Raw genomic sequence first — 16,134 nt, 5'->3', positions numbered from 1 at the left:
AATATTGAGGCCCTTTTTGTATTTGAGTGTTGCGACAGATTTGGTCTTAATCGATCAGTCCGTAGTCTGCACGTAATACGTCGATGATCTCTTGCTTCGGATTGTCGCTCAATACAATCTCAGCGCCTGTGATTTTCGCTGCGATATCAAGGTAAGTGCGAGAAAGCGACATTAATGCGTCCAAAGGCAGTTCATTATCACGGGCTAATGCTTCACGCTCTGGCATACGTTCTTTGTTCAACAGAATGTCTGCATCAGGGAAGTAGTTCAGCAAGAATTGACGGAAACCCTCTTTCGAGTTTTCGACGATGTTGCCATTGTTGTATTCCTGAGTATCCCAAATACGAGATGAATCTGGAGTACCGACTTCGTCCATGTAGATAAGCTTCTCTTTGCCTTGAGCATCGTTCACGTAACCGAACTCGAACTTCGTATCGACAAAGGTTTGGTCTACTTTCGCCAGTGCTTGACTGATCACGTTGAAGCCTTCTTTTAGCAGCTTCTCGTAATGCGCGATGTCACTTGCTTGAGTAAAGTTGAACGCTGCGAAGTTATCTTCGATGTTGTTACGTGTGATGTTCACATCGTCAGCTTCTGGTACACCAGGAATACCTTTCAGAATCCCTTTAGTAGAAGGCGTGATAAGTAGCTCTGGTAGCTTCTTGTCTTTCTCTAGGCCTTCTGGCATTTCGATACCACAGAATTCACGTTCGCCGTTCGCGTACGCACGCCACATAGAACCTGTGATGTATTGACGACAAATCGCTTCAATCATTACTGGGCGAGCTTTTTGTACAATCCATACGAATGGGTGAGGGATATCAAGGATATGACTGTCAGCAAGGCCGTTGTCTTTAAACAATTTGAACCAGTGGTTAGAGATAGCATTCAGAGCCGCTCCCTTACCTGGAACACCTTTAAGATTACCTTCACCGCGCCAGATACAATCAAACGCAGAGATACGATCACTGATCACCATGATTGCTAGAGGCGCATCGGGTGCTACGTCGTAGCCTTTCTCTTTAATTAGTCGTTGGCTATCTTCTTCAGTTAACCAGTAGACCGAGCGAACCTTGCCACTGTGGACAGGTTTGTCAGTACGGATTGGTAGGTCATCATTTACGGCAAGAACTTGATCAGCAAGGCTCATTTAGACATTCCTATCTTTTATCAAACGTCATACAGAGAAGTGCGGTGTGCACATGATTAGACGGGCATTATACCCAATCTACTGTTTGCTTCCAGAGAAAAAGCAAACGATTGCTAAATCTGTTAATCAAATAAAAACCCCTGCCTAACTATCCGCTTAAAAATTGGCGAATTGTAGGGCAGGGGAAGGCAGTATGTTTGGACTGTGTTTTCGAGCTAAAAAATTAAGCTATGTTTGTTAGCCAAAATGTTAAGCAAGGTAGATCAGTGAATACGCTCTGAATTTGCATCCATAAAGAAGACTTCACATTGAAAGCGCATCCCTAATGTTCTTAGGTATTGCTGGCTGAACTGATCAATCGATGCACTTGCAACAATCGCACTTGCATTTTTAGAGCGGATGGCTTTCTCAACCGTTTCAACTTCCGTCATCTGGTGAGATGCTTTCATGTGAATAACGCGGTCACAGCACACGTTGTGTTGCTTAAGCTGCTTAGCCGATGGTCGTGGCGTTTGAGCTGTAAACAGCAACCACTGATGTTGATTGGACAGCATCGCCATTCTTGCGAACAACGCTTCCTCGTTTGAATTTTTGCTTTTACGAGAAGCTGATGTAAATGCGCAGTGAACTAGCGGGCTAGAGTGTTGGGCTTTAACGTGTGCTTGAATCATTTTGCTGTCCTTATATACATGCTGTATGTGTATACAGTAGTTTTTGTTGCTTATAAGATCAAGCGTTTTTTGTGGGATTATTGGACGATTTTGCACAGGTAAGTGGGTGGGTGTTACTTAAGTTATTGAAAATATTATCTAAATTAAATTAGAATGAATTTGTGCTTTTGTCTCATAAGTTGAAGGAATGTGAGCTTTATACAGGTGTATACAGTGGTTTTTACAGAAAAGTACTGTATACACCTGTATAGAAGATAAGAAGATAAGAAGATAAGAAGATAAGAAGATAAACCCCAGATACAAAAAAAGCGCCTTAGGCGCTTTCTTATATTTCAACGGTGTAACTTATCTCAGTGTTGCTTGGGAGAGTTTTGCTCTCATTTCCATTTCACCAATATTGAACTGGCGAACATCAATGGTTGCAATATCATTGCACTCTTTACATGCATGATGACACTTACCATCTAGGTAGTCGTGTTTTTTTACTAGGCTTGGCTTTTTGCACCAATCACAAACGCCTTCTATTGTGAACATATTCTCTCCTCACCTGTATATGTCAGGTGTATTTTCGGAGCAAATTATGACACAAGTAAGACCCATTAGTTAATAGTTTGTTACCCGTTTTTGAGAAGGTGATCGATTGCAACACCAATAAAATCGATATCTCCGTGAATTGAAAAGTCAAAGGTGTGTGGTTGTTTACGATTTTGTAACACTTTGTAAAATGGTTTTTAGCGCATTGTTCAAACGTTTCATTTCTTCGTCACATCCATGACCATCAGGATGATAGATTTTCGACAGTTGTTTGTATCGAATCTTGATGCTTTTCTGGTCAGGTATTGAACCCGGTGTGTACCCAAAGAGAGCACAAGCCACTTGCAAATGACTCAGGCCTTTGCTGTTTTTTTGCTTCTTCAATTCGTGATAAATGGTTTGAAGCTGACGCTTTTGCTGCTTAATGGTGAAATCCTTCGAGCTAAGCTGCGCTTCAAGAGTCTGTTGTTGCTGATTCAATTCACCAGACTTTAAAACCTGTCTCTTTCTCGAAATCACCAGAGTCGCGCTGATACTCACGATAGCAATCAGTAGGGCCAACGCAGCACCAATCATATAGTCAGAGCTGGTTAGGTTAGAACTGGAGAGGTTAGAGCGTGAGGCTTGGTCAGATAGCACTTGGTTAGATTGCATGTGGCTAGATTGTACTTGCTGAGATAACCCCTGACTGCTGTCTATTTCAGAGTCGATGTTGTCATCGAGCTGTTCTATTGAAGATATCTGCTTAGCACGCTGTTGGTTGAATTGTGCTTCTAAAACGCGGTTGTAACCATCTTCTGCATTCGGATTTTCTTTTAAGGCGGCTTCATACCATAGCTGTGCGGCATCTAGTGGTTGAAGGAGCTCCTTATCAAGTGAGGACTCGTAGATTTTTGCTACCTCAAGAGGCGCTTGCTTGTTGCCTTGCAGTGCCGCTTTGATGAACCACCCTAAGGCTTGTTTGTTGTCTTGCTCGACCCTTGTACCTGCCAAGTACCACTCGCCAAGTCTAAATTGCGCAGCTGCATTGCCATTATCTGCAGATTGCGAGTACCAATAGAATGCGTCGTCGATGTTTTTAGGCACATCCGTTCCCAATTCATACGCTTGCGCCAATTGGTATTGAGAGGCAGGGTCTTGAGGTTGTGAATCTACTGACAGCTGAGGGTTACTTTCTGCATGAACAAGATGTGTTGAGAATAACTGTATCGTGGCAAAGATGAAGGCAAGGAGCAGAGTTCTAATAGGCGATGATGACAGAAAGTTGGATAGGATAAGCAAAAGATAAGTCTCGTAAAAAAGCCCAGTGCCGATAACTCAGTATGAATACGCTATGTGGCTGTTAATTAGGTTGTAACGTTTGAGACAAGCGCTACAACTGACAAACAACTATATAGTGGTTAATTCAATAGATAAAGGCGACTGGGCTTTAATCGTGCTACTTAAGCGGCAAGATTTGAATTTCTACGCGACGGTTACAAGCACGACCTTGAGACGTGTTGTTATCACATAGTGGGTAACGCTCACCGTTACCACGAGCAATGGCACGGCCTGCTGCTACATCTTGAGAGATTAAGAATGCACGAACAGATTCAGCACGACGCTCAGAAAGGATTTGGTTAGTTGACTCACTGCCAGTGCTGTCCGTGTGACCTTCGATCACTAGGCTTGTGTCTGGGTATTCAACTAGGATACGCGCAACACCGCGAAGTGTGTTGTGAATGCTTGATTCCAAAGCATAAGAACCAGAATCAAAACCAATGCCGTTTTCTAGGCGAAGTAGAAGTTGATTCTCACCAACACGTTCTACTTGAACGCCAGAGTTCATTAGCTCTTCACGAAGTGCTGCTTCTTGTCGGTCAAAGTAGTAACCAATACCACCGCCAACAGCCGCACCACCTGCTGCGCCAATAAGTGCACGTTTACCACGGTCTTTAGAGTCACCGGTAGCAGCACCAGCAACGGCACCAGCAAGTGCACCAATTAGAGCGCCTTGAGTTGCAGAGTTCGTCTCAGATTCGCCAGTTGTTGCGTTTTGGCGTTGAGTTGCCTGACAACCCGTTAAAGCGATAGTAAGCGCTAGGGCTAGTGTGATTTTTTTCAACGTATTTTCTCCATCATGTACTTCTGTCAAACAAATGAATTCGCATGACAAACATAGTCCTGTAAATCTTATTGATGGTTTTTATCAATACGTTGAAGCAATGTAAAGCGGCTCTATGATTTAGTTATCTTTTTAGCTGCCTGTGCGCCGGCAACTGGTCGATTAACAGACAATTTACGACCTTTCTTCAGGCCAACTTCATAATCGGCGGTAAGATTTTTCATCGCTTCTCTAAGTTGTTGCTTGAAGGTTTCGCGGTCGATATTTTTGAATTCTTTATCAATGTAGTTGTTGATCTTGTTGTTCGATTCGTCGTCTGGAGTAATAGTCGGCAGCTTCTCAAGCGCACCTTCAACCCAGCCTGAAACAAACGAGTTCACACGACGTGTCACTTCTAAAGAACCCGTGCCAGAACCTGCAAAGCTATTTCTGAATTGGCCTGTGTGCTCGTTCAGTTCGCGATAAATGATATCGAAAGCAAAGGCAGCGAAGATTGCGCGATCGGCTTCACCAATGAACTCAACACGTTTGAGGCCTTTGTGGTTTAGCAATACGGCTTCTACCCCAAATTTGGTGTTGATACCGCGAATAACACGCAGCAGTGTAGAACTGATATTTGCAGGTAACAGGTGAGTGGATTGAGTTTTCCCCATCTTGATAAATTCAATATCGTCTTTTTCGAGACCATATTTCAGCATCAAGTTATGCGCCATTTTTATCGCATTGGCAGCTTCATTGACGTTCGCAGAATTTCCAAGCTCAAGACACTTGGCAATTTTCTTTAGGGCTTTTTTCTTATCCATCGACTACTTAATCATTACCGCAAATTTTTAAAAGTCCGACATTTTACATGTTTTCGCGGGTAACAGAAAGGCAAAACTCGTTTGAGGCGTAAGTGAGGCGGTGAACATAGGAAAGTAAATGGCAGCTTGGTGACATAAACAAAAACGCCATCAAGAAGATAGATGGCGTTAGTGACACAGTTTTTTAGAATGACTAGAGCATTCGCAAACTAGATACCTAGTTCATCGAGCAGATCTGCTGCAGAATCGTTGCCTGAGCTTTGTGTTGGCTCGCTCTCTTGCTGCATTTTTTTCTGAGTCGCTTCTAGGATGCTGTCTGGACACTCGTCTTCTGCAATTTCAAATTCTTCCAATTGGATGAATTCTGTCTTATCCATAGCAAGCTCGAGGTAGAAGATGTTGTTGTTTTGCGTCGAGAAGGTAACACGACGAGCTTGTGGGCGATCCAGGTTGGTATCAACAGAAAGGTTTACTTGCTTGTTCAGTGCTAGCATCTTCGGTTGGTTCTGAGTGATGTTGGTTTGTAGTTCTTTACGGATTTTATTAGTGAAATCACCCACCAATTGGTTCATCAATTCGCCCAAAACATCGCCCACTTCATCTGATGTATGCAGCACGGCGAGCTCATTTTCAGGCATGCCCATGTTACGCATGTAATTGGTATAGATCTCTAGTGCGGCTTTCGACGTAAAATTGATAACAACAAGACCAGAAAAACCGCCGTCAAAAAGAACGAAACAACCGAAATCTGGCTTCAGACTTGTCTTGTTGATCTTTTGAACCATGGCTGAATAGGACACCTGAGAAGCCGTCGCTGAAGTGAGTACGCTTGAGACTGATTGGCATAGCTTAAGAAGAATATCTTCAGTTGTGACTGTTTTGTTTTTTTTCATTGTGATGTGCTCATGGAGATGTCTTAAACAAAATGTTATTCAGTATATTGCTACCGAATTAAGACGAAAGTGACTATTTCTCCATTCTTGCACTGAGATTCTGATTTGATCACCTTTTTATATGATCTTAATAGTAGTAAAGTGACGAAATTCAAAGAAAATTATTAAAAATCTCAGATAACCCAATGCTGATAGGATCAGCGAAGTAGGGGCAGGAAGCAAATGTTACCAAGACTTCAACTCAATGCTGATGTCGATCCAGTTGTCGTACGCTTTTTAGATGAACTAAAAACAGCGGGCTTTACTGGCGACATTGAATCTCAATATTCTAGCCGTTTGGCTGTGGCGACTGATAACAGTGTCTATCAGCAATTGCCGCAGGCGGTCATCCTTCCTAAAACAACTCAAGACGTTGTGCTGCTCGGCAAAGTGGGTTCTAAATCTGCTTACGAGCGCGTGACTTTTTCCCCTCGTGGTGGTGGTACCGGAACCAACGGACAATCTTTGACAAAAGGTGTTGTGGTTGACCTATCACGCTACATGAATAAGGTTCTTGAGATTAACGAGAAAGAAGGCTGGGTAAGAGTTCAGTCTGGTGTCGTTAAAGACCAATTGAACGATGCAGTTCGTCCTTATGGTTACTTCTTCTCTCCTGACCTATCAACCAGTAACCGAGCAACCTTGGGTGGCATGATCAACACCGATGCTTCTGGCCAAGGGTCATTGAAGTACGGTAAAACGTCTGATCACGTGTTGTCGCTGCAAGCGGTATTCGCAGACGGTTCCTGTCTAGAATCTGATTTATCACATGGCTTGCCTGTTGAAGGTGAATTTGCTCACCATGCACTTGCGGTGACTGAGGCTGTTTGTCGTGACAAGCGTGCTCAAATCCTAAATAAATTCCCTCCGTTGAATCGCTTTTTAACAGGTTACGATCTGAAGAATGCAATCAACGAACAAGATGACAGCTTTGACCTGACTCGCGTTCTATGTGGTGCAGAAGGCTCTTTAGCATTCATTACAGAAGCAAAGCTGAACCTAACGCCGATTCCAAAAGCACGTACGTTAGTTAACGTGAAATACAACACGTTTGACTCTGCGCTGCGCAATGCGCCGTTCATGGTTGAAGCGAAAGCACTGTCTGTTGAAACGGTGGATTCAAGAGTATTGAACCTAGCTAAGCAAGACATTGTTTGGCACACCGTGAGCGATTTGCTGACTGATGTTCCAAACAAAGAGATGCTTGGCATCAACATGGTTGAGTTTGCAGGCCAAGATGAAGCGGAAGTTGAACAACAAGTTCAAGCGCTGACCGCACAACTTGAAACCATGGTTGAAAGCGAAGAAGCGGGTGTGATTGGCTTCCAAGTGTGTAGCGATTTGGCGAGTATTGGCCGAATCTACAATATGCGTAAGAAAGCAGTAGGTCTATTAGGTGCGGCGAAAGGCCGAGCTAAGCCTGTCGCTTTTGCTGAAGATACCTGTGTACCACCGGAAAACTTGGCGGATTTCATCTCTGAATTCAGAGTCCTGCTTGATTCAAAAGAGCTGAACTACGGCATGTTTGGCCACGTTGATGCAGGCGTACTGCACGTTCGTCCGGCACTGGACTTGTGTGATCCTATGCAAGAAGCCTTGATGCACGAAGTCTCTGATGAAGTGGTTAAGCTGGTGGCGAAATACGGCGGCTTAATGTGGGGTGAACACGGTAAAGGCTTCCGCTCTGAGTATGGTCCTGACTTTTTCGGTGAAGAATTGTTTACCGAGCTTAGACGTGTTAAAGCGGCGTTCGACCCACACAACAAGATGAACCCAGGTAAGATCTGTACGCCTTTAGAAAGCGACGCTGAGTTGGTAAAAGTGACTGACACCAAGCGTGGCTTTTATGATCGCCAGATCGACGTTCAAGTACGCGATAGCTTTAAGCAAGCGATGGAGTGTAACGGCAACGGCTTGTGTTTCAACTACGATACGAGCTCGCCAATGTGTCCTTCAATGAAAGTGACGGCTGACCGTCGTCATTCTCCAAAAGGCCGTGCTGGTTTAGTGAGAGAATGGCTACGCCAGTTAACGGAACAAGGCGTCGATATTCTCGATTTAGAGCAAGAAGCGCTAAAAGATAACACTCCGGTTAAAACCATGGTGGAACGTGTTCGTAACACGATGAACAAACGCCATGAGTACGACTTCTCACACGAAGTGCACGAAGCGATGAACGGCTGTCTTGCATGTAAAGCGTGTGCGAGCCAATGTCCGATCAAAGTTGATGTGCCGAGTTTCCGTTCTCGATTCTTAAATATCTATTACTCACGTTACCAACGCCCGGCGAAAGATTACTTGGTGGCAAACATTGAAACCATGCTGCCGCTGATGGCGAAAGCGCCAAAAGTAGTTAACGCTGCATTGGGTCAAAAGTGGGTTCAATCTGCAACAGCGAAAACAGTCGGTTATGTCGATGCACCATTGATGTCGGTACCTACGCTTAAGAATCGTTTGGCGAGCAAAGAGCTGCAACTGTTCGATATTCAATACCTAGAAGGGCTTTCTTCGGAAGAGAAGAAGCAGCATGTATTGATCGTTCAAGACCCGTTTACCAGCTTCTATGATGCTGAGGTGGTTGAAGACTTCGTTACTCTGGCTCAAAAGCTTGGCAAAACTCCGGTCTTACTGCCATTTAAGCCAAATGGTAAAGCACTGCACATCAAAGGCTTCTTAAGCCGTTTTGCACGTGAGGCTAAATCGACGTCTGATTTCTTGTCGATGGTCGCTGATATCGGTATTCCTTTAGTGGGTGTCGACCCTGCTCTAGTGCTTTGTTACCGCGATGAGTATGTAGAGATCTTAGCGGATAAGCGTGGTGACTTTGATGTGCTCACCGTGCATGAATGGTTAATGCCATCGTTAGGTGATTTTGAAGCGCGTTCTGCAAGTGAAGAAATGTGGTACTTGTTTGCGCACTGCACCGAGAAGACCAAGATGCCAAACGCTGAAAAAGAGTGGGGCGCTATCTTCAAACACTTTGGCGCTGCACTTACCAGCGTTCCTGTCGGCTGTTGTGGCATGGCGGGTACCTTTGGACACGAAGTCGATAAGCTACAAATGTCGAAAGACATATACGGTCTAAGTTGGAAGCCAAGGATGCAAGACTTACCGAAAGAGCGTTGCTTAGTGACGGGTTATTCCTGCCGAAGCCAAGTGAAGCGTTTTGAGGGTGAGAAGCTTGCCCATCCATTACAGGCGCTCGCAAAAATTCTATAAACTATTTAGCCCAGCAATTGCTGGGCTTTTTTCTAAACTAACAATGGAATTGTTAATAAGGAAAGCTATGAGATTTCTTGAATTAAAAGTACCACCGGTTGCTCTGTTTATGTTGGTAATTGTTGCGTCTTATTTCTGCGCTCAACAACTAAGTACGGCGGCAATAGCATTGCCTTATAAGCTCATCATTTTAGGTGTTGGAATCGCATTGAGTGGCGTGGTCGGATTGTCCGGTATCTGGGAGTTTAGAAAACAGAAAACCACCGTTAACCCGATCAAAGTCGAAACCGCCTCAGCAGTCGTAGACAGCGGCATTTTCGGCTACACCCGAAACCCAATGTATCTAGGGCTATTCATTTTACTATTCTGCGTTGGCTACTACTTTCAAAACATCTTCAGTATCTTACTCAGCTTTGTGTTCGTGATTTACATGAATCAATTCCAAATCAAGCCAGAAGAGCGTGCTCTAGAGCAATTGTTCGGCGCTGAATATGTTGATTACAAACAAAAGGTTAGGCGTTGGATCTGATGTGGATTCAAATACAACCCAGCAATGAGATAAGAATTGTTATCATTTAGTTGAGCTTCATCACAAAACAATATAGCCAATGTTTCATATTGTGTTTTTATAAAATAGCCTGCGCGTCATTATTAAAATGTATAAAAGACTAGGTAATAAAAATGGTTCAGGCTAAATGGTTGTCGTTAGGTATCTATGCAGTGAGTCTGTCTTCAACGTCGGTGTTGGCAGATGTTTCAGCTCGAATTATAAACGGTAAAGAAGCGACAGACGGAAATTGGCCATTTATGGCTGCGTTAGTCTCAAGGAACGTGAACGCTTATGACGGTCAGTTTTGTGGTGCGAGCTTCATTGGTGAGCGATATGTATTAACTGCCGCTCACTGTGTGGAAGGTAATAGTCGTGAAGATCTAGACGTCGTGATTGGCGTATCCAACCTTTCCTCATCACAAGCTGCACAGCATAGGTATGCTGTTGAAAATATTTACGTGCATCAATATTACAACTCTGTAGCGACAGGCAGTGACATAGCTATTATTGAGCTAGTAGAAAAGCCGTCAGAGTCTGTGGTTAATCTCGTTGATGGTTATACTCGTGGCAACTTGAATGACGGCCAAATGCTAACGGTGATGGGTTGGGGTGATCAGGACGCATCCGATGGGTACTCATCGAAGAGTGAATTGTATCAAGTCAATGTTCCTTTGGTTAACCAGTACCAATGTAATAGTGCTCCCTACTATGGTTACTCCTTTATTGGCAATGACGCATTCTGTGCTGGTTACAGTGATGGTGGTTACGACTCTTGTCAGGGAGACAGTGGCGGCCCAATAGTTGTTTCAACCAATGGCGTGTATGAACAACTGGGTATTGTAAGCTGGGGAGAAGGGTGCGCACTAGCTGATGCTTACGGTGTTTATACCAATATTAGTTACTTTGATGATTGGATTGATGAGCAGAAAGTTGGGTTTAGCTACCGTCAAACGGAAATGCTAGGTGCAAGGTTATTAGCTACTATTTCTCATACCTTCGAATTCACAAATAAGTCTGATCAAAACATCGAAGTGAACAGTGTCTATCCAATCTCCGGTTATGATACTGCTATAACAGATAATGGATGTAGCACCTTAACTGCAGGGCAAAGCTGTGAAGTTGTGGTGAGTTATAACCTAAACTCAATCGGTGAGCATGAATTTGGTATTAACGTTGATACTGATTCACTATTAGGCACGGTGACTTCAACGGTTTCTGTTATCGGGACAAATGTTGCACCAAGTAACGTAAACGCTTTAGTTGGGGTACCTCACAGCGGTGTTTATAATACAGAATCTTGGAATGTGGAAGGAAGCACTATAGCCTCTCCAGTTATTGGCAATAGTGAATCTACATCATTTGTTGTTGAGGGCATTCCCACCGGTACGGTTTCTTTCGATCTTACAGCTTCGTCTGAAGAAAAATATGACTTTGTTGAGGTTTACATTAATGGGCAGCAACTCGATAGAGTATCGGGCGAGTTTTCTGGCTCAGTAAATTTACCGATGGTAAGAGATGCTGACAACAGCTTCATGGTTACTTATGTGAAAGATTCGTCAGGTTCTTCAGGGAATGACAAAGCTACGATCAAAAACTTTGCGTATACCGATGAGGTAAAGATATCTAAGTCTGAGGGCACACAGAACGCAAAAAGTTCAGGTGGCAGCAGCGGTGGTTCACTAGGTTGGTATTGGCTGGTGATGCTTTTAGGCGGCGCGATGAGACGTAAGTCATTTTCGTTATTTAAGAGGAAAGGTAGTCAGTAAAGACCTGTGACTGTCATTTAAACCATGGTCTATTGTTAAGAATGAAAAAGCCCAGCTTGAGGATATCAAGCTGGGCTTTATTGATCTTACTCTAGAGCTTATTTACATCGAGATGTGTAAATAAGGATGCTGATTAAGCGGCAGCTGCGAACTGAGCTAGAAACATCTCTTTACGCTCGTTGAAGCGGTTTACTAGGTCGTCTACAGAAGCTTGGTCGTATGGCTTAAGGCCACTTGCTACCATGCGCTTCACGCCTTTACCGACTACTTCGCCATCTTCTTTGAAATCGAAGTTCAGGGTCACGATGCCACGCTTGCCTTCAACATCAAAAGTCGCACCAGAGAATTCAACTTCTGGGTGAGATAGGTCTAGACGAGTAAATTCAACTTCCATGCTCTCGTAAATCACAAGAGGACGTTGGCAGTTGATCATCATTTGTTGTTCTTCCATAAGAGGAACCATGATGTGTGGGAAGTTCATGCCTGAGAACTTAACGTAGTTTGTTACTACGTGTTCGATGAATGCTTGATCGTGGCTCTTTTCACCTTCACAAGACATGTGTAGGTACTCTTTGCCTTTCTCGTCAACCAGTGAGCTTTCTTTCTCACACTTGTTGTCAACGCTTAGTGCAATACCGTTACCAACCATACCTGAAAAATCAAAACGCATTTTTTGGCTGATGCCCTCTTTTTGCAGAAGAACTGCAAACAAAAGATCGCCAGGCACGCAGAAGCGCTTGTTGTCTTCATCGTGAATTGGGTTGAAGTCAGCAGCTACTTTTTTAGCAAAGTGGCTAGCTTGTTCACGAGTGAATTGAAATTGATTGTCTTCAGTAGAAAAGTAAGGAGTCAGAAACATAGTATCGTTATTAGTCATCAAATCTGGGGTGGATTATAGCTAACTAACTTCGTTCTAATGGTCTATCCAGTTAACTTTGCTTATATATCAGTCAATTAGATAAATACGTTGGATGGTATGTGACGATTTTGAGGGGAGTTGAGGTGAATAGGGGCTTGGATTCAATGCAACAAGGGCTAATCAATAGCCCCTGTTTATATGACGTGCTATTTCGCCAAACCTTAGAAGCTACACAGTAGGCCTTCTGGCATTAGATGGTTATGCACTGATAATTTGAGCAGTAGATTTGCTTGCTCGATATCAGGTGAGAAGTAACGGTCTTTGTCGTAGAAGCTGACTTTCTCGCGCAGGATCTGTTTTGCTTCTTCTACTCGAGGAGAAGACAGATTTGGCGCTCTAAAATCCAAACCTTGTGCTGCTGCTAAATACTCAACGGCCAAGATTCCACGAGTGTTTTCTGCCATGTCACGAAGACGACGACCCGCAAAGGTTGCCATCGACACGTGATCTTCTTGGTTCGCGGAGGTTGGCAAGCTGTCTACAGAAGCTGGGTGAGCCAGTGTTTTATTCTCGCTTGCTAATGCTGCAGACGTTACCTGAGCAATCATAAAGCCAGAGTTCACGCCGCCATTATCGACCAAGAAAGGTGGAAGTTTGCTTAGTGCGCTATCAATCAGCAGTGCCATTCTTCGCTCTGACAAGCTGCCGATCTCTGCGATGGCTAATGCAAGGTTATCTGCGGCCATAGCAACGGGTTCTGCGTGGAAGTTGCCGCCCGAAATGATGTCGCCATCGTCAGCGAAAACCAGCGGGTTATCAGATACCGAGTTTGCTTCAACGTTTAACGTTTCTGCTGAGTTACGGATCTGCTGTAGACACGCGCCCATCACTTGAGGCTGACAACGCAGTGAATACGGGTCTTGTACCTTTTCACAGCAAGTGTGTGATTCACCAATTTCACTCTTTTGATCAAGCATATGTCGGTAAGCTAACGCAGCGTCCATTTGGCCACGGTGACCACGAACGCGGTGAATACGAGGATCAAACGGGCGGCGGCTACCTAGCGCAGCTTCAACAGACATAGCGCCACAGACAGTTGCAGACGCAAATAAATCTTCCGCCGCGAATAGGCCTTCTAGTGCAAATGCGGTTGAAGCTTGCGTGCCGTTTAACAGCGCTAAACCTTCTTTAGGTGCGAGCGTGATTGGCTCTAGCCCTGCGATCTTCATCGCTTCTAAACCTGTAATGATTTTGCCGTTGTGTCGTGCTTGGCCTTCACCAAGTAGAACGGTACTCATGTGGGCGAGGGGAGCAAGGTCGCCAGATGCACCAACTGATCCTTTCTGTGGCACGCATGGGTAAACCTGCGCGTTCACAAGATCGATAAGAGCATTAATCACCTTGAGGCGGATACCGGAATAACCGCGAGACAAGCTGTTAATCTTCAGCACCATCATCAAACGTACAGTCTCATCTGACATGAATTTACCGATGCCTGCTGCGTGAGAAAGCACGATACTTTTCTGCAGAACTTCAAGATCTTCTGGTGCAATTTTTGTGTTCGCTAGTAAGCCAAACCCCGTGTTGATGCCATAGACAGTGCGATCTTCAGCGATCACTTGTTCGACAACCTGCATGCTCGCTTCAATATCTGGAATTGCAGCGGGGTCGAGTGATAAGTTCACCGGGCTACGGCTAATCTTGCGAAGTTCAGATAGGCCTAGAAGTCCTGGTTTCAGTAATAAATTCAACATGTTCTCTCCAGACATTAAAGGCGACGAAGTTCTTCGTTTAGCATAGGTAAATCAAGCTTTTGTTCTTTCGCACACTGCTTGGCAATATCGTAACCCGCATCTGCATGACGCATAACGCCGGTTGCAGGGTCATTATGAAGCACGCGAGCAATACGCTGTGATGCATCTTCACTACCATCACAACAAATCACCATTCCTGAGTGTTGTGAGAAGCCCATGCCAACGCCGCCACCATGGTGCAGAGAAACCCAAGTTGCGCCACCTGCTGTGTTTAGTAGTGCGTTCAATAGAGGCCAATCTGATACGGCATCTGATCCATCCATCATGCCTTCTGTTTCGCGGTTCGGGCTTGCAACAGAACCTGAATCTAGGTGGTCACGACCGATGACTACTGGTGCTTTCAGTTCGCCATTTTTCACCATTTCATTGAATGCTTGACCTAAGCGTTCACGGTCTTTCAAACCAACCCAACAAATACGAGCTGGTAGACCTTGGAACTGAATGCGTTCACGTGCCATGTCTAGCCAGTTGTGTAGATGTGGGTTGTCTGGAATCAGTTCTTTTACTTTTTGGTCTGTTTTGTAGATGTCTTTTGGGTCACCAGACAGTGCAGCCCAACGGAATGGACCGATACCTTCACAGAACAGTGGGCGAATATAAGCAGGAACGAAACCTGGGAAATCAAACGCGTTTTCTACGCCTTCCTCCAATGCCATTTGGCGAATGTTGTTGCCGTAATCCACGGTCGCAGCACCACGGTATTGCAGGTCTAGCATCGCTTGAACTTGAATCGCCATGGATTGCTTAGCTGCCTTAACGACTTTCGCTTCATCAATGGTACGCTCTTGTGCTGCTTTCTCCATCGTCCACCCTTGCGGTAAGTAGCCGTTCAGAGGATCGTGGGCAGAGGTTTGGTCGGTCACTACATCTGGCGTGATGTTGCGCTCTACTAACTCAGGGAATACATCAGCGGCATTACCTAGCAGGCCAACAGAAATAGGTGTGTCTGACTCTTTAATCATAGCCATCGCTTCATCTAAGCTGGTGGCTTTTTTGTCGACATAGCCAGTACGCAAGCGGTAATCGATTCGTGATTCATCACATTCAACCGCGATCATTGAGAAGCCAGCCATAGTAGCTGCAAGAGGCTGAGCGCCCCCCATACCACCAAGGCCACCGGTGAGTACCCATTTACCTTTGGCTTCGCCTTGGAAGTGTTTCTTCGCGATAGCCACAAAGGTTTCGTAAGTACCTTGGACGATGCCTTGTGATCCGATGTAGATCCAGCTACCAGCGGTCATTTGGCCATACATCATCAAGCCTTCTTTATCGAGCTCATTGAAGTGTTCCCAGTTTGCCCAGTGTGGAACAAGGTTCGAGTTAGCGATTAATACGCGAGGTGCGTTTTTATGAGTCGAGAACACGCCTACAGGTTTACCTGATTGAACAAGCAGTGTTTGGTCGTCTTCTAAACGCTCTAATACTTCAACAATCTTGTCATAACATTTCCAATCACGCGCAGCGCGACCAATACCACCATACACAACCAGTGCATGTGGGTGTTCTGCCACATCAGGATCTAGGTTGTTCATCAGCATACGTAGTGGTGCTTCTGTTAACCAAGATTTTGCGCGTAAAGTGGTGCCATGAGGTGCGCGAATTTCGCGAGTCGTGTCGAGGCGAGGGTCACTGTTGTGGTGTTCCGTCATTTTGGAATTCCTTCTGTTTCACGTTATATCGTTATATCGTTGTAGTTGTAGTTGTAGTTGTAGTTGTAGTTGTAGTTGTAGTT

Annotated in this window: 13 protein-coding genes; 3 read left to right on the top strand and 10 right to left on the bottom strand. The window is 44.7% G+C overall.

The genetic code is table 11. The annotated features are described in order from the left end of the window. Window positions 1-46: 46 nt before the first annotated feature. The 7 genes from L0992_09695 to L0992_09665 form a co-directional block, all read right to left on the bottom strand. The gene (locus L0992_09695) at window positions 47-1,150 is read right to left on the bottom strand and encodes a phosphoribosylaminoimidazolesuccinocarboxamide synthase (GenBank protein XGB65995.1); all 1,104 of its coding nucleotides are present in this window, start codon (window positions 1,148-1,150) and stop codon (window positions 47-49) included. Between the two features lie 263 nt (window positions 1,151-1,413). Then, window positions 1,414-1,821 (bottom strand): hypothetical protein, encoded by a 408-nt coding sequence (locus tag L0992_09690; protein XGB65994.1) that lies wholly within the window; start codon window positions 1,819-1,821, stop codon window positions 1,414-1,416. Between the two features lie 345 nt (window positions 1,822-2,166). Further along, window positions 2,167-2,355, bottom strand: coding sequence for a hypothetical protein (locus L0992_09685; protein ID XGB65993.1), 189 nt, complete (start codon window positions 2,353-2,355; stop codon window positions 2,167-2,169). 165 nt (window positions 2,356-2,520) lie between these two features. Further along, window positions 2,521-3,636 (bottom strand): J domain-containing protein, encoded by a 1,116-nt coding sequence (locus tag L0992_09680; GenBank protein ID XGB65992.1) that lies wholly within the window; start codon window positions 3,634-3,636, stop codon window positions 2,521-2,523. A 157-nt stretch (window positions 3,637-3,793) separates the two neighbouring features. Beyond that, a complete protein-coding gene (locus tag L0992_09675) occupies window positions 3,794-4,459 on the bottom strand; it encodes an OmpA family protein (protein ID XGB65991.1) in 666 nt (221 codons plus the stop codon). A gap of 113 nt (window positions 4,460-4,572) precedes the next feature. After that, window positions 4,573-5,262, bottom strand: coding sequence for a DUF2786 domain-containing protein (locus L0992_09670; protein ID XGB65990.1), 690 nt, complete (start codon window positions 5,260-5,262; stop codon window positions 4,573-4,575). A gap of 209 nt (window positions 5,263-5,471) precedes the next feature. After that, the gene (locus tag L0992_09665; protein ID XGB65989.1) at window positions 5,472-6,155 is read right to left on the bottom strand and encodes a DUF3334 family protein; all 684 of its coding nucleotides are present in this window, start codon (window positions 6,153-6,155) and stop codon (window positions 5,472-5,474) included. A 222-nt stretch (window positions 6,156-6,377) separates the two neighbouring features. Here L0992_09665 and L0992_09660 point away from each other — a divergent pair, with 222 nt between their 5' ends. From L0992_09660 to L0992_09650, 3 genes are all read left to right on the top strand, one after another. Next, window positions 6,378-9,413: an FAD-binding oxidoreductase gene (locus L0992_09660; protein XGB65988.1), complete on the top strand. Its 3,036-nt coding sequence runs from the start codon at window positions 6,378-6,380 to the stop codon at window positions 9,411-9,413. A gap of 67 nt (window positions 9,414-9,480) precedes the next feature. Further along, a complete protein-coding gene (locus L0992_09655; protein ID XGB65987.1) occupies window positions 9,481-9,942 on the top strand; it encodes an isoprenylcysteine carboxylmethyltransferase family protein in 462 nt (153 codons plus the stop codon). Window positions 9,943-10,094: 152 nt separating this feature from the next. Next, entirely contained in the window at window positions 10,095-11,729 is a 1,635-nt protein-coding gene (locus tag L0992_09650) for a trypsin-like serine protease (protein XGB65986.1), read from the top strand. 133 nt (window positions 11,730-11,862) lie between these two features. On the opposite strand, the gene L0992_09645 is transcribed toward L0992_09650, so the two are convergent. From L0992_09645 to L0992_09635, 3 genes are all read right to left on the bottom strand, one after another. After that, window positions 11,863-12,588, bottom strand: coding sequence for a DUF3581 domain-containing protein (locus L0992_09645; protein ID XGB65985.1), 726 nt, complete (start codon window positions 12,586-12,588; stop codon window positions 11,863-11,865). A gap of 221 nt (window positions 12,589-12,809) precedes the next feature. Next, window positions 12,810-14,342, bottom strand: a complete 1,533-nt coding sequence (gene hutH, locus L0992_09640) for a histidine ammonia-lyase (GenBank protein XGB65984.1) — start codon at window positions 14,340-14,342, stop codon at window positions 12,810-12,812. A gap of 14 nt (window positions 14,343-14,356) precedes the next feature. Beyond that, window positions 14,357-16,051, bottom strand: coding sequence for a urocanate hydratase (locus L0992_09635; GenBank protein ID XGB65983.1), 1,695 nt, complete (start codon window positions 16,049-16,051; stop codon window positions 14,357-14,359). Between the last annotated feature and the right edge of the window lie 83 nt (window positions 16,052-16,134).

This window comes from Vibrio pomeroyi (assembly GCA_041879425.1).
In the GTDB taxonomy this organism is placed as follows: Bacteria; Pseudomonadota; Gammaproteobacteria; order Enterobacterales; family Vibrionaceae; genus Vibrio; species Vibrio pomeroyi_A.
The sequence above is the reverse complement of the archived record's forward strand: the minus strand, read 5'-3'. Positions and strand labels throughout refer to the sequence as shown.